Annotated in this window: 17 protein-coding genes, 1 tRNA gene and 1 pseudogene; 11 read left to right on the plus strand and 8 right to left on the minus strand. The window is 67.6% G+C overall.

Annotated features, from left to right (window positions below):
• Positions 1-211 precede the first annotated feature (211 nt).
• The 8 genes from FCI23_RS11675 to rpmH form a co-directional block, all read right to left on the minus strand.
• Positions 212-1,345, minus strand: a complete 1,134-nt coding sequence (locus FCI23_RS11675; RefSeq protein WP_136723432.1) for a ParB/RepB/Spo0J family partition protein — start codon at positions 1,343-1,345, stop codon at positions 212-214.
• On the minus strand, positions 1,342-2,400 hold the full coding sequence (locus FCI23_RS11680; protein WP_136723433.1) for an AAA family ATPase: 1,059 nt from the start codon (positions 2,398-2,400) through the stop codon (positions 1,342-1,344). Before FCI23_RS11680 ends, FCI23_RS11675 begins: the two co-directional genes overlap by 4 nt.
• A 259-nt stretch (positions 2,401-2,659) precedes the next feature.
• Positions 2,660-3,376, minus strand: a complete 717-nt coding sequence (rsmG, locus tag FCI23_RS11685; RefSeq protein WP_136723434.1) for a 16S rRNA (guanine(527)-N(7))-methyltransferase RsmG — start codon at positions 3,374-3,376, stop codon at positions 2,660-2,662.
• Positions 3,377-3,510: 134 nt separating this feature from the next.
• Entirely contained in the window at positions 3,511-4,005 is a 495-nt protein-coding gene (locus FCI23_RS11690) for a Jag family protein (RefSeq protein ID WP_136723435.1), read from the minus strand.
• Positions 4,006-4,017: 12 nt separating this feature from the next.
• Positions 4,018-5,082 (minus strand): membrane protein insertase YidC, encoded by a 1,065-nt coding sequence (yidC, locus tag FCI23_RS11695; protein WP_136723436.1) that lies wholly within the window; start codon positions 5,080-5,082, stop codon positions 4,018-4,020.
• Between the two features lie 2 nt (positions 5,083-5,084).
• Positions 5,085-5,402 carry a membrane protein insertion efficiency factor YidD gene (gene yidD / locus FCI23_RS11700; protein ID WP_136723437.1) on the minus strand — a complete coding sequence of 106 codons (318 nt, stop codon included), beginning with the start codon at positions 5,400-5,402 and terminating at the stop codon, positions 5,085-5,087.
• Positions 5,399-5,842 (minus strand): ribonuclease P protein component, encoded by a 444-nt coding sequence (gene rnpA, locus FCI23_RS11705; RefSeq protein ID WP_136723438.1) that lies wholly within the window; start codon positions 5,840-5,842, stop codon positions 5,399-5,401. The genes yidD and rnpA overlap by 4 nt, the downstream gene beginning before the upstream one ends.
• Positions 5,843-5,861: 19 nt before the next feature.
• The gene (gene rpmH, locus FCI23_RS11710; protein WP_136723439.1) at positions 5,862-5,999 is read right to left on the minus strand and encodes a 50S ribosomal protein L34; all 138 of its coding nucleotides are present in this window, start codon (positions 5,997-5,999) and stop codon (positions 5,862-5,864) included.
• A 404-nt stretch (positions 6,000-6,403) separates the two neighbouring features.
• On the opposite strand from rpmH, the gene dnaA reads away from it, so the two are divergent.
• From dnaA to FCI23_RS11765, 11 genes and pseudogenes are all read left to right on the plus strand, one after another.
• Complete coding sequence (dnaA, locus tag FCI23_RS11715) at positions 6,404-8,077, plus strand: chromosomal replication initiator protein DnaA (protein ID WP_407645948.1); 1,674 nt, start codon at positions 6,404-6,406, stop codon at positions 8,075-8,077.
• Positions 8,078-8,867: 790 nt separating this feature from the next.
• Positions 8,868-9,998: a DNA polymerase III subunit beta gene (gene dnaN, locus FCI23_RS11720; RefSeq protein ID WP_136723441.1), complete on the plus strand. Its 1,131-nt coding sequence runs from the start codon at positions 8,868-8,870 to the stop codon at positions 9,996-9,998.
• A 91-nt stretch (positions 9,999-10,089) separates the two neighbouring features.
• Positions 10,090-10,992 (plus strand): annotated as a pseudogene (gnd, locus tag FCI23_RS11725) (phosphogluconate dehydrogenase (NAD(+)-dependent, decarboxylating)); the annotation flags it as partial.
• A gap of 28 nt (positions 10,993-11,020) precedes the next feature.
• Positions 11,021-12,163, plus strand: coding sequence for a DNA replication/repair protein RecF (recF, locus tag FCI23_RS11730; protein ID WP_136723443.1), 1,143 nt, complete (start codon positions 11,021-11,023; stop codon positions 12,161-12,163).
• Complete coding sequence (locus FCI23_RS11735; RefSeq protein ID WP_136723444.1) at positions 12,160-12,723, plus strand: DUF721 domain-containing protein; 564 nt, start codon at positions 12,160-12,162, stop codon at positions 12,721-12,723. Before recF ends, FCI23_RS11735 begins: the two co-directional genes overlap by 4 nt.
• Positions 12,724-12,969: 246 nt before the next feature.
• Complete coding sequence (gene gyrB, locus FCI23_RS11740) at positions 12,970-15,003, plus strand: DNA topoisomerase (ATP-hydrolyzing) subunit B (RefSeq protein ID WP_136723445.1); 2,034 nt, start codon at positions 12,970-12,972, stop codon at positions 15,001-15,003.
• Between the two features lie 52 nt (positions 15,004-15,055).
• Complete coding sequence (gene gyrA / locus FCI23_RS11745; protein WP_136723446.1) at positions 15,056-17,653, plus strand: DNA gyrase subunit A; 2,598 nt, start codon at positions 15,056-15,058, stop codon at positions 17,651-17,653.
• A gap of 3 nt (positions 17,654-17,656) precedes the next feature.
• Positions 17,657-18,376, plus strand: coding sequence for a DUF3566 domain-containing protein (locus tag FCI23_RS11750; RefSeq protein WP_246143645.1), 720 nt, complete (start codon positions 17,657-17,659; stop codon positions 18,374-18,376).
• 70 nt (positions 18,377-18,446) lie between these two features.
• Positions 18,447-18,520, plus strand: a tRNA-Ile gene (locus FCI23_RS11755).
• 163 nt (positions 18,521-18,683) lie between these two features.
• Positions 18,684-18,824 carry a DLW-39 family protein gene (locus FCI23_RS11760; RefSeq protein ID WP_211265287.1) on the plus strand — a complete coding sequence of 47 codons (141 nt, stop codon included), beginning with the start codon at positions 18,684-18,686 and terminating at the stop codon, positions 18,822-18,824.
• Between the two features lie 146 nt (positions 18,825-18,970).
• Positions 18,971-20,311, plus strand: coding sequence for a hypothetical protein (locus tag FCI23_RS11765; protein WP_136723447.1), 1,341 nt, complete (start codon positions 18,971-18,973; stop codon positions 20,309-20,311).
• Positions 20,312-20,313: the final 2 nt, after the last annotated feature.

A 20,313-nucleotide genomic window follows, 5' to 3' on the forward strand; every position in this document is an offset into this window, starting at 1 on the left:
GGCCCAGCCCGGTGACCAGTAGAGCGGCCGTCTGCCACTCATGTTCCACTCCGCTGCCGCTCTTCACCGACCGCATGGGCTTCCCTCCCCGGCGGTGTTCCATACCCGTCTCGATCGTAACCTCGACACGGTGACTCCGACACCGCTGGCACGCAAAGAGCGGGCCGTGTCTCCGAGGGAAACGGCCCGCTCTTCACTCCGGGAGGCAAGGTCACTCCTCGGCGACGTCCTGTTCCGCGTCCTCATCGGGATCTTCCGTCAGCCTGCTCTCCAGCACCTTGCCCTCACCCGGTGCGAGCGTGCCAAGAATGCGTTCCAGATCCTCTATAGAGGCGAATTCCACAACGATCTTTCCGCGTTTCTGGCCCAGGTCGACCTTCACCCTGGTGTCGAAGCGGTCGGAGAGCCGCAGGGCAAGATCAGTGAGTGCCGGCGACACCCGCCTGCCCGCCCTCGGCGCGGCGGTCTTCTTGGCCGCCTTAGGCTCGGCGTTGATCAGGTGCACGATCTCTTCGACCGCGCGTACCGAAAGCCCCTCGGCAACGATCCGGCTCGCCAGCCGGTCCTGGTCCTCCACATCCTCCAGGGCGAGCAGCGAGCGGGCATGGCCGGCCGAGAGCACACCGGCCGCCACACGCCGCTGTACGGGCGCGGAGAGCTTGAGCAGTCGCAGGGTGTTGGAGACCTGGGAACGGGAGCGGCCGATGCGGTCGGCCAGCTGCTCATGGGTGCAGGAGAAATCCTGCAACAGCTGGTCGTAGGCGGCCGCCTCCTCCAGCGGGTTCAGCTGGGCACGGTGCAGGTTCTCCAGGAGGGCGTCCAGGAGAAGCTTCTCGTCCTCGGTGGCCCGGACGATCGCGGGGATCTTTTCCAGACCGGCCTCACGGCAGGCCCGCCACCGACGCTCGCCCATGATGAGCTCGTACCGCTCGGGCCCGGTCTGGCGGACCACGACCGGCTGGAGTAGACCCACCTCTTTGATGGAGCCGACGAGTTCGGCGAGTGCGTCCTCGTCGAAGACCTCACGCGGCTGGCGCGGGTTCGGGGTGATGGTCTCCAACGGCAGCTCGGCGAAGTACGCCCCTGCGACCTCCGCCGGGGCCGGGGGCTCCGCCGCGGCCGGCTCGGTTTCACGTGGTTCCCCGGAATCCATACGCGAGATCTCCACCACCGAGGTGATGTCGGATCCGCCATGCCCGTTGCGCTCAGGGGCCAGCACCGGGACCGTCGACGGTGAAGCGAGCACCGTCGCCATCGCTGTCGCCGCCGCCTTGTCCGCTCCCGACGGTGCCGCAGGGATCAGGGCGCCGAGACCTCGGCCGAGTCCTCTGCGTCGTTCACTCACTGGATCCCCTCCGACTTGCTGTGCTCATTGAACTCTTTGAACTCTCGGCTACCAGGGATACCGCGCAGCGCCATCTCGCGCGCGGCCTCCAGATAGGACAGCGCTCCGCTGGAGCCCGGATCGTACGTCAGCACGGTCTGGCCGTAGCTGGGGGCCTCCGAAATACGGACTGAGCGCGGGATGCTGGTGCCCAGCACTTCCTTGCCGAAATGGGTGCGCACCTCATCGGCGACCTGGGAAGCGAGCCGGGTACGGCCGTCGTACATGGTCAGCAGAATGGTGGACACATGGAGCTTGGGATTGAGGTGCCCGCGAACCAGGTCCACGTTTCTCAGCAGCTGCCCCAGCCCCTCCAGCGCGTAGTACTCGCACTGGATCGGGATCAGCACCTCGGCGCCGGCGACCAGGGCGTTGACCGTCAGCAGACCAAGAGAGGGCGGGCAGTCGATAAGGATGTAGTCGAGCGGCTGCTCGTAGGACTGGATGGCCCGTTCCAGTCTGCTCTCCCGGGCCACCAGGGACACCAGCTCGATCTCGGCGCCCGCCAGATCGATCGTGGCCGGGGCACAGAAGAGCCCCTCGACATCCGGGACCGGCTGGACAACCTCGGAGAGCGGCCGGCTCTCCACCAAGACGTCGTAGATCGACGGAACTTCGGAATGGTGGTCGATGCCCAGCGCCGTCGAGGCGTTGCCCTGGGGGTCGAGGTCGACCACCAGCACGCGCGCACCATGGAGGGCCAGGGAGGCCGCCATGTTGACCGTTGTGGTGGTCTTGCCGACGCCGCCCTTCTGGTTGGCAACGACGATGACTCTGGTCTCGGCAGGCCGGGGGAGACCCTCTCCGGCACGACCGAGTGCCTCTACCGCTTGTTGGGCGGCACGGCCGATGGGGGTGTCGTCCATCGGAGGCAGCGTTTCACGTGAAACATCCTCCCCATACGACTCGGTTCGGGGACCGGGGACCGGATCGGCCATCGGTCCCGCAATGTTGGCGTCGGACCGCAAGGATTCACTCTCCTCGACTACGGACTCGCAATACACAGAGCCTGCCATGCTTTCGGGGTTGCGAACCAGTGAGGCCCGTCCTCCTGTGGATGAAACCACCTCTTGAGATGGCTGAGCGACCTTAAAAGGGCGTGACTCGGCCGCCGCGCGGGCACGTCCGAGAATTCCTGGGAGCAGAGAGCGACGTTTCACGTGAAACACGATGCGCAGCGACGCGTCCGTTTCCTACGCGACACTCCGAATTATGTCGTTTTGGCCGTTTGTATTGAGCAGAGTCCAAATTGAATGGAGTACCGCCGGGAGAAGATCACCGGTAACGGCGCCGACTCGCCCGTGCCGCCTTCGCCCTCCTGGTCGCCGCCCGTACTCCGCCGGGGCTCTCCCCCACCAGCACCCGCACCACCGTCGCCAGCGGGTCCACAACACCCTCGCCCACATGCACCACGGTGGTCTCCACGACCCCCAGCCGGGCGAGCGCGGCCCGCGCCGCAAGCACCTCCTCCTCGGCGGTGTCCCCCTTGAGTACGGACATCTCACCGTGCGGCCGCAGCAGCGGCACACCCCAGCCCGCCAGCCGGTCCAGCGGCGCAACGGCTCGTGCGGTCACCACGTCCACCGGCTGCATAGTCCCGACCATCTCCTCGGCCCGCCCGCGCAGCACAGTCACATTCGACAGGCCCAGGAGCTTGACGACCTCCTCCAGGAAGGTGGTCCGCCTCAGTAGCGGCTCCAGCAGGGTGATTCGCAGATCCGGCCGGGTCAGCGCCAGCGGAATCCCGGGCAGCCCGGCCCCCGAGCCCACGTCGCACACCGTCACATCCTGCGGGATCACCTCGGACAGCACCGCGCAGTTGAGCAGGTGCCGCTCCCACAGCCGCGGCACCTCACGGGGACCGATCAGCCCACGACGCACTCCGGCGTCGGCCAGCAGCTCCCCGTAGCGCACCGCATCCGCGTAGCGGTCACCGAACACCTCCAGGGCCTGCCCGGGTGCCGGGGGAAGTTCCGCCGCTGCCTCGGTCACGGGGACCGCCCCTTCCGTTGTTCCATGCTGAGCTTGTTCCATGCTGAGCCGATTACCAAGCTGACAAGATTCGACCCCGCCTGCGAGCAGACGGGGCCGACTGAGCAGTATCGAGGGCCGGGCTCCGGACCGGATCAGACCGGGAGAACGACCACCCTGCGCTGAGGCTCCTCGCCCTCGGACTCGCTGCGCAGGCCGGCCGCCGCGACCGCGTCGTGCACGACCTTGCGCTCGAAAGGCGTCATCGGGTCCAGCTTCACCGGCTGACCGGTGCCCTTGGCCTCCTCGGCCGCCTTGGTGCCCAGCTCCGTCAGCTCGGTGCGCTTGCGGGCCCGGAAGCCGGCGATGTCCAGCATCAGCCGACTGCGATCGCCTGTCTCCCGGTGGACCGCGAGCCGGGTGAGCTCCTGCAACGCCTCCAGCACTTCGCCGTCCCGCCCGACCAGCTTGTTGAGATCGCGGCTTGTGCCCTCACCGACAATCGATACCGACGCCCGCTCGCCCTCGACGTCCATGTCGATGTCACCATCGAGGTCGGCGATGTCCAGCAGACCCTCAAGGTAGTCGGCCGCGATCTCGCCCTCCTGCTCCAGGCGGGTCAGCGCGTCGGTGGTGTTGCCGTCCGTCACGGATGGACTCCTCTACTTCTTCTTCGACAGGTTCGGCTTGTCAGCGGAACCAGCGGGACCGCTCGATTTCGACTTCGGCGCCGGGCCGCCCGCCGTCTTCGCAGGACCGCCGGCCGTCTTCGCGGCACCGGCGGGCTGGGCACCACCCGTCTGGCGCTGGGACTTGCTCTGCCGCTTGGGCTGTGTCCGTTTCACCGGCGCGGCCTCGGCCGCCCCGCTGCCGGACTTGGCGACCGCGGCCGGGGCGTCCTGCAGCTTGCCCTTGGCACGCAGCCGCTCCTGGCGCTCCGTGAAGGCGAGGCTGCCCGGGGTCGGGTTCCGGCGGATCACGAACATCTGCTGGCCCATGGTCCACAGGTTGGTGGTCAGCCAGTAGATGAGGACACCGACCGGGAAGTTGATACCGAAGACAGCGAACATGATCGGGAAGACGTACATCAGCATCTTCTGCTGCTGCATGAACGGCGTCTTCACGCTCATATCGACGTTCTTCGTCATGAGCTGGCGCTGGGTGTAGAACTGCGACGCCGACATCAGCACGATCATGATGACAGTGACGACCCGCACATCGGTGAGCGTCGCGCCGAGCTTGTGGAGCGTGCTGGCGCTGTCGGCGAACTTCGCCGCCAGCGGAGCACCGAAGATGTGAGCACGCTGGGCGCTGGTCACCAGGTCCTTGTGGATGACGCCGACCTGCTGGCCCTTGGCGATGTAGCTCAGCACATGGAAAAGGGCGAAGAAGAACGGCGACTGCGCCAGGATCGGAAGGCACGAGGAGAGCGGGTTGGTGCCCGTCTCCTTGTACAGCTTCATCATCTCTTCGGACTGACGCTGCTTGTCGCTCTTGTAGCGCTCCTGGATCGCCTTCATCTTCGGCTGGAGCGCCTGCATGTTCCGGGTCGACTTGATCTGCTTCACGAAGAGCGGGATCAGGCAGATCCGGATCAGGACCACCAGCGAGACGATGGACAGACCCCACGCCCAGCCGCTGTCCTTGTCGAAGACCAGGCTGTACAGCGAGTGGAACTGGACAATGATCCACGAAACGACATCGTAGAGGGGGTTGAAAATCCCCACGGTCAGGCTCCTTGGGCGTTAGGGGTTTCGACGGGCTCGGGGGTACCGGACCCGCCTCCGCCGCCCCGCAATACGCGGCGCAGCCGATCGTGCCACGGCGGTCGCTTGCGCGGCGGGACATGGTCCACGCCCCCCAGCGACCAGGGGTTGCACCGCAGGATCCGCCACGCGGTCAGAGCGGTGCCCTTGATCGCGCCGTGCCGATCGATCGCCGTATACCCGTAGTGGGAGCACGAGGGGTAGTACTTGCAGACAGGACCGAGCAGCGGGCTGATGGTCCACTGATAGATCTTGATCAGCGCCAGCAGTGGGTACTTCATCGGGCCACCTTCCCCTTGGCTTCGCCAGTGGGGTTCCGCCTGCCAGTTGTAGCGGGCGTCTCCACACCCAGCAGCCGCTGAAGGGCAGCATCCAGGTCTCGGGACAGCTGTGCGTGGTCAGCGCTGCCCGCACCGGGCAGCGCTCGTACGACTACCAGGCTACCGGGGGGCAGCAAGGGCAGTCGCTCACGGACCAGGTGCCGCAGCCGTCGCTTGACCAGATTCCGTACGACGGCGCCGCCGACGGCCTTGCTCACGACGAAACCCGCACGCGCCGGGGGAGTACTCCCCCCCGATCCGTGCGGGTGCGTATCGTCATGGCCACTGCCGCTGTCTGTGCGCAGGTGGACGACCAGAAGGGGCCGCCCGGCCCGGCGTCCGCGGCGTACCGCGTTCGCGAAGTCCTGGCGCCGCCTCAGCCGATTCTCGGTGGGCAGCACAGCATGTGACCTATTGCGATCAGGCGGACAGCTTGGCGCGGCCCTTGCTGCGACGGGTCGCGAGGATGGCACGGCCGGCACGCGTACGCATGCGCAGCCGGAAGCCGTGGGTCTTGGCGCGACGACGGTTGTTCGGCTGGAAGGTGCGCTTGCTCACTCGGGGGCTCCAGGGGAATTCGTGGGGTTGGCGGGGCGTCGCGTGGCGGTCACCGTACGCCCACGAGAAGCTCGTGGATCCTGGCCCATCGGTAGGCAGGCGGCAGCAGCCATCGACAACTCGACCTCGTTACGGTACGCGCGGCCGAGCCATGCGGTCAAACCGGCGGTCGACGCAACCGCGAGCGGCCATCCGGACGTGCTTTTGCACACCCTGTGGACAACGACTTGAACCACGCCCGTCGCGCTGACTACCTTGGCTGAACTCAGACATCCCCCACCCAACCCATCCCTGCGTACTTCCCGCCCGTCCCAAGAAGCACACATTCGTGGGATCCATCGGCAACCGACGAGCGACCCGAGAGAGCGTGCACTGTGGCTGACGTAACTGCCGATCTTGCCTCAGTGTGGCCAAGGGTCCTGCAGAAACTCCTGATCGACGGGGACGATCTCAAGCCCAAGGACGCGGAGTGGCTCAAACGCACCCAGCCGCTCGCCCTGGTGGCCGGCACGGCGGTCCTCTCCGCCCCCAACGAGTTCGCCAAAAGCGTGCTGGAAGGGCGTCTCCTTCCACTGATCACCGAAGTGCTCAGCCGTGAGTTCGGTCACCCTGTCGGCATCGCCGTCGCCGTGGCCTCCGGCGGCGACCAGGACGCCGGCCCCGGGCCGCAGGAGCCTCCTGCCCCACCACAACAGTCCCCCTACGACGACCAGCCGTACGGGGCGCCCGAGCCGTCCCCGTACGGCGGCCAGCACCGCCGTGAGTACGACGAGGCCTACGACCGCCCGGGCCCCGGCCCCGCCGACGACGGGCCGCGGATGCGCCGCGCCTACCCCGACCACCCGGCGGGGGGTCCGATGGCGGGCGGGGCCGGTGGCTGGCCGCCACGCGAGCCCGAGCAGCCACCCTGGCAACAACGCCCCGCCAGCCGCTACCCCGAGCACGACCCCTACCGGTCGGCCCCCCAACAGCGTTACGAGCCGCAGCAGCAGGCGGTACGCGCCGAGCAGTCGGCGAAGCCCGCGCCGGGCTCCGGTCCCGCCGAGCCGACCGCCCGGCTGAATCCGAAGTACCTCTTCGACACCTTTGTCATCGGCGCGTCGAACCGCTTCGCGCACGCCGCGGCGGTCGCGGTCGCCGAGGCGCCGGCCAAGGCGTACAACCCGCTGTTCATCTACGGCGAGTCCGGCCTCGGCAAGACCCACCTGCTGCACGCCATCGGGCACTACGCGCGCCGCCTCTACCCGGGCACCCGGGTGCGCTACGTGAGCTCCGAGGAGTTCACCAACGAGTTCATCAACTCCATCCGGGACGGCAAGGCTGACGCGTTCCGCAAGCGGTACCGGGACATGGACATCCTGCTCGTCGACGACATCCAGTTCCTGGCGAGCAAGGAGTCGACGCAGGAGGAGTTCTTCCACACCTTCAATACCCTGCACAACGCCAACAAACAGATCGTGCTCTCCTCCGACCGGCCGCCCAAGCAGCTGGTGACCCTGGAAGACCGGCTCCGCAACCGCTTCGAGTGGGGCCTGATCACCGATGTCCAGCCGCCCGAGCTGGAGACCCGGATCGCGATCCTGCGCAAGAAGGCGGTGCAGGAGCAGCTCAACGCGCCACCGGAGGTGCTGGAGTTCATCGCCTCCCGGATCTCGCGGAACATCCGCGAACTGGAGGGCGCGCTGATCAGGGTGACCGCCTTCGCGAGCCTGAACCGGCAGCCGGTGGACCTCCAGCTCACCGAGATCGTGCTGAAGGACCTGATCCCGGGCGGTGAGGATTCGGTGCCGGAGATCACCGGGGAGGCGATCATGGCGGAGACCGCCTCGTACTTCGGGCTGGACGTGGAGGACCTGTCCGGCTCTTCCCGCAGCAGGGTGCTCGTCACGGCCCGCCAGATCGCCATGTACCTCTGTCGTGAGCTCACGGACCTCTCACTGCCGAAGATCGGCGCGCTGTTCGGCGGCCGCGACCACACGACGGTGATGCACGCAGACCGGAAGATCCGCTCGCTGATGGCCGAACGGCGGGCCATCTACAACCAGGTGACCGAGCTGACCAACCGCATCAAGAGCTGAGCGGACGCCCTTGAAGGGGCCCCGCGATGCCCTGCACGGACGAGTTACAAACGAGCGCCCCGGGAGTCGAACTCCCGGGGCGCTCTTGCTTGTTCGATTCCCCGGCGGGCAGGAGCGTTTCTCCACATGAGTGGCCCCAAGTCACTGTCCACACCCTGGGGATCAACCCCGTTGTCCCGGCTCCCTCCACAGGTACGGTGCCTTCGGTGGCGTATGGCCAGTTGGTAGGGGTGTGGAATTGTGGGAAACCGTTATCCACAGCCTGTGGACAGAGTCGGCGCCCACAAGGACGCCGATCGGTTGTCCACCGGCTGCCCACAGCCGCAGGCCAGTTGTCCCCAGCTTCTCCACAGTCTTGTCCACTGTTCGGCAACACGGACCCCTCTCTCCCCGATGAGAGTGAAAGGCGTCACACCAAGTTGCCGGATTGGCCTGGGGAGAACCGGGGTATTCCTGGGGACAGGGCTGGGGACAACTGGCATGCCCCTGTGTACGCCGTGTGCAGAACTTCCGGCCGTCCACAGAAGAGGCTGGTTATCCACGGGCGCCATCCACAGGCGCGGTGGACAAAAAACGTGGCCTGACCTGCGCAGGAACCACTTATCCACCGTATCCACAGCCCCTACTACTACTACGACACTTAGAGAGCCTGGAACCTGCTTGAAAGCGGGGGCTGTGCACAACCGGGGACCTGGGCCCCAGACCCGACTTGACCCCAAGCAGCATCAGGTGTCAGTGGAGTGCGTCAGACTGGTCTCCGACAGCCAGCGACAAGCAGGAGGCGGTTCCGGTGAAGATCCGGGTGGAGCGCGACGTACTCGCCGAGGCGGTGGCTTGGGCAGCCCGCAGCCTCCCGGCCCGTCCCCCGGTGCCGGTCCTCGCCGGACTGCTGCTGAAGGCGGAGGAGGGCCTGCTGAGCCTCTCCGGCTTCGACTACGAGGTCTCGGCCCGGGTCTCGGTCGAGGCGGACGTCGAGGAGGAGGGCACCGTCCTCGTCTCGGGGCGGCTGCTCGCCGACATCTCGCGGGCACTTCCCAACAGGCCTGTGGAAATCTCCACCGAGGGCGCACGGGTCGTTGTGGTCTGCGGCAGCTCCCGGTTCACACTCCACACACTGCCTGTGGAGGAATACCCGGCACTGCCCGCGATGCCCGTCGCCTCCGGCACCGTCCCCGGGGAGGTCTTCGCCTCCGCGGCGGCCCAGGTCGCCATCGCCGCGGGCCGCGACGACACGCTTCCGGTGCTGACCGGCGTACGGATCGAGATCGAGGGCGACACCGTCACCCTGGCCGCCACCGACCGCTACCGCTTCGCGGTCCGGGAGTTCCTGTGGAAGCCCGAGCAGGCCGACATCTCCGCGGTCGCCCTGGTGCCCGCCAAGACCCTGCTGGACACTGCCAAGTCCCTCACCAACGGCGACACCGTGTCGATCGCCCTGGCCGGCTCCGGCGCCGGTGAGGGCCTGATCGGCTTCGAGGGCGCGGGCCGCCGCACCACCACCCGCCTCCTCGAGGGCGACCTGCCGAAGTACCGGACGCTCTTCCCCACCGAGTTCGCCTCCGTCGCGCTGATCGACACCCCGCCCTTCGTCGAGGCCGTCAAGCGTGTCGCGCTCGTCGCCGAGCGGAACACCCCGGTGCGGCTCAGCTTCGAGCAGGGCGTGCTCACCCTGGAGGCCGGTTCCAGCGACGACGCACAGGCTGTGGAGCGCGTCGACGCCGACCTGGAGGGTGACGACATCTCAATCGCCTTCAACCCGACCTTCCTGCTCGACGGCCTGAGCGCCATCGACTCGGCGGTCGCCCAGCTCTCCTTCACCACCTCGACCAAGCCCGCCCTGCTCAGCGGTCGGCCCGCCAAGGACGCCGAGGCCGATGACGCGTACAAGTACCTGATCATGCCGGTGAGGCTCTCGGGCTGAGGCGCCCGGCGCGCGCCGGAAGCGTGGGCGCACTGGGGCCGACCGGTCGGGCAGCGCCCGCAGGGCCGTCGTAGGCTCGACTCAGGTCAGGCATGCTTCGAACGAAGGATCAATGATGGAGCTCGGTCTCATCGGTCTCGGCAAGATGGGCGGCAACATGCGCGAGCGGATCCGCCGCGCAGGCCACACCGTCATAGGCTACGACCGCAATCCGGACCTCGCGGATGTCCACAGCCTCCAGGAGCTTGTGGACAAGCTGGAAGCCCCGCGGGTCGTGTGGATCATGGTCCCGGCCGGTGCCGCCACCCAGTCGACGATCGATGAGCTCGGCGAACTGCTCTCCCCCGGTGACACCGTTGTGGACGGCGGGAACTCCCGCTGGACCGACGACGAGAAGCACGCCGAGGAGCTCGCTGCCAAGAGCATCGGCTTCGTCGACTGCGGTGTCTCCGGCGGCGTCTGGGGCCTGGAGAACGGCTACGCGCTGATGTACGGCGGCGACGCCGAGAACGTCGCGAAGGTACGCCCGATCTTCGACGCCCTCAAACCCGAGGGGGAGTCCGGCGCTGTCCACGCAGGCAAGGTCGGGGCCGGCCATTTCGCCAAAATGGTCCACAACGGCATCGAGTACGCCATGATGCAGGCCTACGCCGAGGGCTGGGAGCTGCTGGAGGCCGTGGACTCCGTCACCGACGTCCGTGAGGTCCTGCGCTCCTGGCAGTCGGGCACCGTCATCCGTTCCTGGCTGCTCGACCTGGCCGTCAACGCCCTCGACGCCGACGAGCACCTGACCAAGATCCGCGGCTACGCGGCCGACTCCGGCGAGGGCCGTTGGACTGTCGAGGCCGCCATCGATCACGCCGTACCGCTCCCCGCGATCACCTCGGCGCTCTTCGCCCGCTTCGCGTCGCGTCAGGACGACTCTCCGCAGATGAAGATGGTCGCCGCGCTGCGTAATCAGTTCGGCGGACACGCGGTCGAGAACACGAAGTAGCCATCAGCAGGGAGGCCGGCGCACAGCCATGCACGTAGCGCACCTGTCGCTTGCCGACTTCCGCTCCTATGCCCGGGCCGAGGTCCAGCTCGACCCGGGCGTCACCGCCTTTGTGGGCCCCAACGGGCAGGGCAAGACCAATCTCGTCGAGGCCGTCGGCTATCTCGCGACCCTGGGCAGCCACCGGGTCGCCGCCGACGCCCCCCTGGTGCGGATGGGCGCCGACCGTGCGATCGTCCGGGCGGCGGTCGTGCAGGGCGAGCGCCAGCAGCTGGTCGAGCTGGAGATCAATCCGGGCAGGTCGAACCGTGCGCGGATCAACCGGTCCAGCCAGGTCCGGCCGCGCGACGTCCTGGGCATCGTCCGCAGTGTGCTCTTCGCCCCCGAGGACCTCGCCCTGGTCAAGGGCGACCCGGGCGAGCGCCGGCGTTTCCTGGACGAGCTGATCACCGCCCGCGCGCCCCGGCTCGCCGCCGTGCGCAGCGATTACGAGCGCGTGCTGAAGCAGCGCAACACCCTCCTCAAGAGCGCCGCGATGGCCCGACGCCACGGTGGCGCCGCCGGCGGCGGTTCAGCTCTCGGCACCCTCGACATCTGGGACCAGCACCTTGCCCGGGCCGGTGCGGAGCTGCTCGCCCAGCGCCTCGATCTCGTCCAAGCCCTTCAGCCGCTCGCCGACAAGGCGTATGAGCAGCTGGCCCCCGGCGGTGGCCCGGTCGCGCTGGAGTACCGCGGTTCGATCGGGGAACGGCTCGACGGGGCGAGCGGTCGTGAGGAGCTGTGCGGGCTCTTTCTGGAGGCGCTCGCCGAGTCGCGCAAGCAGGAGATCGAGCGCGGGGTGACCTTGGTCGGCCCGCACCGCGACGATCTGGTCCTCAAGCTCGGCCAGCTTCCCGCCAAGGGATACGCCAGCCATGGCGAGTCCTGGTCGTACGCACTGGCGCTGCGGCTCGCCTCCTATGAGCTGCTGCGCGCCGACGGCGCCGAGCCCGTCCTGGTGCTGGACGACGTCTTCGCGGAGCTTGACGAAAGGCGTCGCTCGCGACTGGCGGAGCTGGTCGCGCCGGGTGAGCAGGTGCTGGTCACCGCGGCGGTGGACGACGACGTGCCCGGGCTGCTGGCGGGCGCGCGCTATAGCGTCGAGAACGGGAATGTGGTGCGCGTGTCGTGACCGAGAAGCCTCAGGATCCCCAGCCGCAGGCCCAGCCTCAGCCCGATCCCAAGGCCGCCCCGGAGCTCTCCGGGGTCGACCTCGCCCGGGTCGCGCTGCGCGCGGCCAAGGAGCAGGCGCGGGAACGGGGCGCTGCCGCGCAGCAGAAGAAGCAGGCGCGCCGTGGCGGCCTGCGCAGTGGCGCGCGCGCCGACGGCCGTGACCCGCTGCCGCTCGGTGCCGCGATCAGCCGTCTGATCACGGAGCGGGGCTGGGAGGCGCCTGCCGCGGTGGGCGGGGTGATGGGTCGTTGGCCACAGCTGGTCGGCGACGATGTGGCGCTGCACTGCGAGCCGCAGAAGTACGACGAGGAGGCGCGGGTGCTGACTGTGAGCTGCGACTCCACGGCTTGGGCGACGCAGCTGCGGCTGTTGGCGCCGACTCTGGTGGCCAGGTTGAATGCCGATCTGGGGCATGGCACGGTCAAGTTGATCAAGGTTCTCGGGCCGGCCGGCCCGGCCCGTTCTTACGGCCGGTTGCGGGCTCCGGGAAGTAAGGGTCCGGGCGATACGTACGGGTGATGCGGGCGGGGCAGCGCACCGTAGTGGAGGGTTGACAGTCGGAAGCCCTGGAGGCCCGTGTGAGCCGGTTTGGGGCCTGTCCCGTATATAGGGAGTCGGCAGGAGGCGGTTTCGGACGGCACATGGGAACTCAGGTACCGGCAAAGCCCCATCGATGTCGGCGCTACCGGTAGACTGGTAGGCACACCGCCCAATCGCGGAACATGTCGATCGACGCAGCCGGTCCCGCACCGCGGGAGACGGCTCGTGCTGTGCCAGAAAGGGCGCTTCGTGGCCGATTCCGGCAACTCCAACGAGAACCACAAATCCACCGCCGGTTCGGACGCGCCGCCCAACGGGTCGTCGTACGATGCCAGCCAGATCACTGTCCTTGAGGGCTTGGACGCGGTCCGCAAGCGTCCGGGTATGTACATCGGCTCGACGGGCGAGCGTGGTCTGCATCACCTGGTCCAGGAGGTCGTCGACAACTCGGTCGACGAGGCGCTCGCGGGATATGCGGACACCATCGAGGTCACGATCCTCGCCGACGGCGGCGTGCGCGTGGTCGACAACGGCCGCGGCATCCCGGTGGGGATCATCCCCTCCGAGGGGAAGCCGGCGGTCGAGGTCGTGCTGACGGTGCTGCACGCGGGCGGCAAGTTCGGTGGCGGCGGTTATGCCGTCTCCGGCGGTCTGCACGGTGTGGGCGTCTCGGTCGTCAACGCGCTGTCGTCCAAGGTGGCGGTGGAGGTCCGGACGGAGGGTTTCCGCTGGACGCAGGACTACAAGCTCGGTGTGCCGACAGCTCCGCTGGCGAAGAACGAACCGGTCGACAGCACCGGTACCACGGTTACCTTCTGGGCGGATCCGGATGTCTTCGAGACGACGGAGTACTCCTTCGAGACGCTGGCGCGGCGCTTCCAGGAGATGGCGTTCCTCAACAAGGGGCTGACCATCTCGCTCACTGACGAGCGCCTGGAGCACCTCGACGAGGAGGGCAAGCCGCTGTCGGTGACGTATTTCTACGAGGGCGGCATCGTCGACTTCGTGAAGTACCTCAACTCGCGCAAGGGCGAGATGATCCACCCGACGGTGATCGACATCAACGCCGAGGACAAGGAGAGGATGCTCTCCATCGAGGTGGCGATGCAGTGGAACACCCAGTACACCGAGGGTGTCTACAGCTTCGCGAACACGATCCACACCCATGAGGGCGGCACTCACGAGGAGGGCTTCCGCGCGGCGCTGACCAGCCTGGTCAACCGATATGCACGGGACAAGAAGCTGCTCCGTGAGAAGGACGACAACCTCGCAGGCGAGGACATCCGCGAGGGCCTGACGGCGATCATCTCGATCAAGCTCGGCGAGCCTCAGTTCGAGGGTCAGACGAAGACGAAGCTGGGCAACACCGAGGCGAAGACCTTTGTGCAGAAGGTCGTGCACGAGCACCTGACCGACTGGCTGGACCGTAATCCGAACGAGGCCGCGGATATCGTCCGCAAGTCCATCCAGGCCGCTACGGCCCGGGTGGCGGCCCGCAAGGCGCGTGATCTGACCCGACGCAAGGGCCTGCTGGAGACGGCGTCGCTGCCGGGCAAGCTGAGTGACTGCCAGTCCAACGACCCGACGAAGTGCGAGATCTTCATCGTCGAGGGTGACTCGGCCGGCGGCTCGGCCAAGTCCGGCCGTAATCCGCAGTACCAGGCGATCCTCCCGATCCGCGGCAAGATCCTGAATGTGGAGAAGTCGCGGATCGACAAGGTGCTGCAGAACACCGAGATCCAGGCGCTGATCTCGGCCTTCGGCACCGGTGTGCACGAGGACTTCGACATCGCCAGGCTCCGCTATCACAAAATCATTCTGATGGCGGACGCCGATGTCGACGGCCAGCACATCAACACCCTGCTGCTCACCTTCCTCTTCCGCTTCATGCGGCCGCTGATCGAGGCGCAGCATGTCTATCTCTCCCGTCCCCCGCTCTACAAGATCAAGTGGGGCCGGGACGACTTCGAGTACGCCTACTCCGACCGCGAGCGGGACGCCCTGATCGAGCTGGGCCGCCAGTCCGGCAAGCGGATCAGGGAAGACTCGATCCAGCGCTTCAAGGGCCTCGGCGAGATGAACGCCGAGGAGCTGCGGATCACCACCATGGACGTTGACCACCGGGTGCTCGGCCAGGTCACCCTGGATGACGCAGCCCAGGCCGATGACCTGTTCTCGGTGCTCATGGGCGAGGACGTCGAGGCGCGGCGTTCGTTCATCCAGCGCAATGCCAAGGATGTCCGCTTCCTCGACATCTGAGTCGGCCGCCGCCCGCATCCGACGCCGCAGCTCGAAAGGATTTTGACCAGCAATGGCCGACGAGATCACCCCAGCCACGCCCGAGGGCGCCGAGCCCGACATGACCGTTCGTATCGAGCCGGTCGGCCTCGAGACGGAGATGCAGCGCAGCTATCTCGACTACGCGATGAGCGTGATCGTGTCGCGTGCGCTGCCTGATGTCCGTGACGGCCTCAAGCCGGTGCACCGCCGCGTCCTGTACGCGATGTATGACGGCGGGTACCGGCCCGAGAAGGGCTTCTACAAGTGCGCCCGTGTCGTCGGTGACGTCATGGGTACGTACCACCCGCACGGCGACTCCTCCATCTATGACGCGCTGGTGCGGCTGGCCCAGCACTGGTCGATGCGGATGCCGCTGGTGGACTCCAACGGCAACTTCGGTTCCCCGGGCAATGACCCGGCCGCAGCCATGCGGTACACCGAGTGCAAGATGATGCCGCTGTCGATGGAGATGGTCCGGGACATCGACGAGGACACCGTCGACCTCCAGGACAATTACGACGGCCGTAACCAGGAGCCGACGGTGCTGCCGGCCCGGTTCCCGAACCTTTTGATCAACGGCTCGGCCGGCATCGCGGTCGGCATGGCGACCAATATCCCGCCGCACAATCTGCGTGAGGTCGCCGAGGGTGCCCAGTGGTACCTGGCGAACCCCGAGGCCACTCCTGAGGAGCTGCTCGACGCTCTGATGGAGCGGATCAAGGGGCCGGACTTCCCGACCGGGGCTCTGGTGGTGGGTCGCAAGGGCATCGAGGAGGCGTACCGTACCGGGCGCGGTTCGATCACCATGCGGTCGGTCGTCGAGGTCGAGGAGATCCAGGGCCGGCAGTGCCTGGTCGTCACCGAGCTGCCGTACCAGACCAACCCGGACAACCTGGCGCAGAAGATCGCCGATCTGGTGCGCGAGGGCAAGATGGGCGGCATCGCCGACGTCCGTGACGAGACCTCGTCCCGTACCGGCCAGCGCCTGGTGATCGTGCTCAAGCGGGACGCCGTCGCCAAGGTCGTGCTGAACAACCTGTACAAGCACACCGACCTGCAGTCCAACTTCGGTGCGAACATGCTGGCGCTGGTCGACGGTGTGCCGCGCACTCTCTCCCTGGACGCGTTCATCCGGCACTGGGTGAACCACCAGCTCGAGGTCATCATCCGGCGGACCCGCTTCCGGTTGCGCAAGGCCGAGGAGCGGGCGCACATCCTGCGCGGCCTGCTCAAGGCGCTGGACGCCATCGACGAGGTCATCGCGCTGATCCGGCGCAGCGACACCGTCGAGATCGCGCGCGAAGGTCTGATGGGCCTGCTGACCATCGACGAGATCCAGGCGAACGCGATCCTGGAGATGCAGCTGCGCCGGCTGGCCGCTCTGGAGCGGCAGAAGATCGTCGCGGAACACGACGAGCTGCAGGCGAAGATCAACGAGTACAACGCGATCCTCGCCTCGCCCGAGCGGCAGCGGCAGATCATCAGCGAGGAGCTGGCCGCGATCGTCGACAAGTTCGGCGACGACCGGCGCAGCAAGCTGGTGCCCTTCGACGGTGACATGTCCATCGAGGACCTGATCGCCGAGGAGGACATCGTCGTCACCATCTCGCGTGGCGGCTATGTGAAGCGTACGAAGACCGAGGACTACCGCTCGCAGAAGCGTGGCGGCAAGGGTGTGCGGGGCACAAAGCTGAAGCAGGACGACATCGTCGACCACTTCTTTGTGTCGACCACGCACCACTGGCTGCTGTTCTTCACCAACAAGGGCCGGGTCTACCGGGCGAAGGCATATGAGCTGCCGGACGCGGGCCGGGACGCGCGCGGGCAGCATGTCGCGAATCTGCTGGCGTTCCAGCCGGACGAGTCCATCGCCCAGATCCTCGCGATCCGGGACTACGAGGCCGCGCCCTATCTGGTGCTCGCCACCAAGTCGGGCCTGGTGAAGAAGACGCCGCTGAAGGACTACGACTCCCCGCGATCGGGTGGTGTCATCGCCATCAACCTCCGGGAGACGGAGGACGGCGGCGAGGACGAGCTGATCGGTGCTGAGCTGGTGTCGGCCGACGACGATCTGCTGCTGGTGAGCCGCAAGGCGCAGTGCATCAGGTTCACGGCCACGGACGATTCGCTGCGGCCCATGGGCCGGGCGACCTCGGGCGTGAAGGGCATGAGTTTCCGTGAGAGCGACGAGCTTCTCTCGATGAATGTCGTACGGCCGGGTACCTTCGTCTTCACCGCCACTGACGGCGGGTACGCGAAGCGCACCAATGTCGACGAGTACCGCGTCCAGGGCCGTGGTGGCCTCGGGATCAAGGCGGCGAAGATCGTCGAGGACCGTGGCTCGCTGGTGGGGGCGTTGGTGGTGGAAGCCACCGACGAAATCCTCGCCATCACGCTCAGCGGCGGTGTGATTCGTACACGGGTGAACGAAGTCAGGGAAACCGGACGTGACACCATGGGCGTCCAACTGATCAACCTGGGCAAGCGGGATGCCGTCGTCGGTATCGCGCGAAACGCCGAGGCCGGCGAAGAAGCGGAATTGGTAGAGGCGGCCGAGGCTGCTGACGCCGAGCAGCCGGCCGAGGGCGTAGAGCCTGTGGCCGTAGAATCTGACGACTCCGAGGAGTAAGCCGTGAGTGAAGCCACGGGTGCCGCGGGCGGAACGGGCGTGGAAGGGTGGCAGCAGGCCGACCCGGCCGCGGCCGGCGGTGCCCTTGGCCCACCCACTGCCACCGGCCCTGAGCAGGGGGGATCCACTGTGACCGACACCCGTCCGCCGCACCACCAGCACGCGGCCCGCCAACAGACCTACGGGGCGTCGGCCGCGTTGCCGGCGGGCGTCCCCGAGCAGCCCCCGCACCAGCCCGCCCAGGCCTACGTACCTCCTGGGGCGCCTCCTGCGGCCCCCGCGCTCCATGCCGGGGCGGGGTCCACTGCCGGGGTGCGCCGACCCCGTCCGGCGGCTCGTACCGCGGCGCCCCGTACCCGCAAGGCGCGGCTGCGGGTGTCCCGGGCCGACCCGTGGTCGGTGATGAAGGTCAGCTTCCTGCTCTCCATCGCGCTGGGTATCTGCACGATCGTGGCCGTCGCCGTCCTGTGGATGGTGCTGGACACGATCGGCGTCTTCTCCACCGTGGGCAGCACCATAAGCGAGGCCACCAACTCGGGTACGGGCAAAGGTTTCGACCTGGTGTCGTTCCTGTCGCTGTCGCGAGTGGTGACCTTCACCGCGGTCATCGCGGTGATCGACGTCGTGCTGGCCACGGCGCTGGCCACCCTTGGGTCCTTCATTTACAACATGTCGGCCGGGATGGTGGGCGGTATCGAGCTGACACTGGCCGAGGACGAGTAGGCGGCGAGAGGGGGTCCGCTTACCGATTTTGGGACATGGCCCGGGGTGCGGTAATCTTTCCGTGCAGCGAGGGGCTATAGCTCAGACGGTTAGAGCGCTTCCCTGATAAGGAAGAGGCCCCAGGTTCAAGTCCTGGTAGCCCCACCGCGTGGAATGGCCCGTCCGGATCAATGATCCGGACGGGCCGTTTCCTTGTGGCCGGTGCGGGAGTTTGGGGTTTGAGCAGCAGGTCACCGTTCGGTATCGGCCGGTGTGTATAGTCGGGCCCGTCGGAGGACCCCCAACGCAAGAAGGACGAGGTCGCGCGGTGAAGAAGATTCTCCTGGTCGCACTGGCCGCCATCGGCGGTCTCCTCGTGTACCGCCAGATCCAGGCGGACCGCGCAGAGCAGGACCTGTGGACGGAGGCGACCGACTCCGTCCCGGCAAGTTCTGGCGCGAGTGTCTGAGTCGCAGCCTTATTGGTCGTATTGACTCTTCGGGAAGCCCCGGCCGCTTGGCGGCCGGGGCTTCTTTTGTCGGTGGGGCTCGGTACGGTGGCTGTGACGTGGAGCACCTGCCGGGGCGCCGGCGGGGGACGGCGGGGAGGGGCGGCATGATCGGCGGCAGGGCGCTGGTGGCGGTGGCGGGCGTGTGCGCGGTGCTGGCCGGGGCGGCAGGGCAGGCGTCCGCGGATTCCTCGGTGCCGTACTGGAAGCCGGGGGGTGAGGCGGTGGCGGGTTCGGCGGTCAGTACCGAGGCGCCGCCTCTCGCGGCGGGCTCGACGTACCGGGACACGATCAACAACGACGTCACCAAGTACTACGCGGTGACCCTGGACGCGAAGTCGTCGGCGTATCTGTCGGTGTTCGCGCTGCCGCCTCCGGGTACCAAGGTGGAGTTCCCGGACGACATGCGGCTGATCCTTGACGATTCCGCCGGTAATCGGTGTGACAGTGCCGATGTGCGGTTCGGTACGGACAGCACGGGGCGGCCGGTCGGCAGCTACGTACAGCGCACCATCGAGCCGAACGGGCGGTGCCAGGAGGCCGGGCAGTACAACCTGCTGGTGAGCCGTGGCGATTCGGCCGGTTCCGACCAGAGGGCGTGGCCGCTGGAGATCCGGTACATGCCCGAGCCGGGTCTCAAGACGGGGGCGGCTCAGGGACCGGTGGTTGTCAACGACTCGGCGTCGCCCGCGCCGGTCACAGGGACGCCGCAGAAGGCCCAGGGCGGCGTCAGTCCCGATACGGCGGTCGGAGTGAGTACCGGGGTCTGGGAGGACGCGGTAAGGCCCGGTGAGACCCGCTTCTACAAGGTGCCGGTCAACTGGGGCCAACGGGTCTTCCTCGTCGCGGACTTCGCCAATACCGAGACGACGAAATTCGGCGTTGTCGGCCAGGGCGTGCGGGTCGAGGCATACAACCCCGCTCGCGGGCTGGTGGAGAGCGGATCCGCGACCTATATGGGCGATGCGGCGTCGGTGCGGCTGGGCACGGTACGGGTCTCCTATGCCAACCGGACCTCGGACGACGCTGCGGTAGCCATGATGCGCTTCGCGGGCTGGTACTACTTCGCGGTGAGCGTGGACCAGGATGTCGCGGGTTTCATCACCGGTTCGGTGCCGGTCCGGCTGGCCGTGGAGGTCCAGGGAACGGCGATCTTTGGGCCCGGTTACGACGGTGACGCGGCGAAGGCCGGCTTCGGCGTCACCGGTACGACGGGTACGTCCGGCACAAGGGGCACGGTCGCGGCATCAGGCGGGACAGGCGGCGGTGGCGGCTCGGCGGACGGCACAGTTGGGTCCCAAACCGTTTCCGCCGCTACCGGGGGCCCGGACTCCGCACTGCGCGCCGTCGGCTTCACGGCGCTCGGTACGGGGACCGTCCTCGTGCTGTGGCTCGTGGTCTGGGCCATAGCCGCCCGTCGCCGGCAGCCCACGGACGCGGCCTGGTAGGC

The organism is Actinacidiphila oryziradicis, from assembly GCF_005047355.1.
In the GTDB taxonomy this organism is placed as follows: domain Bacteria; phylum Actinomycetota; class Actinomycetes; order Streptomycetales; family Streptomycetaceae; genus Actinacidiphila; species Actinacidiphila oryziradicis.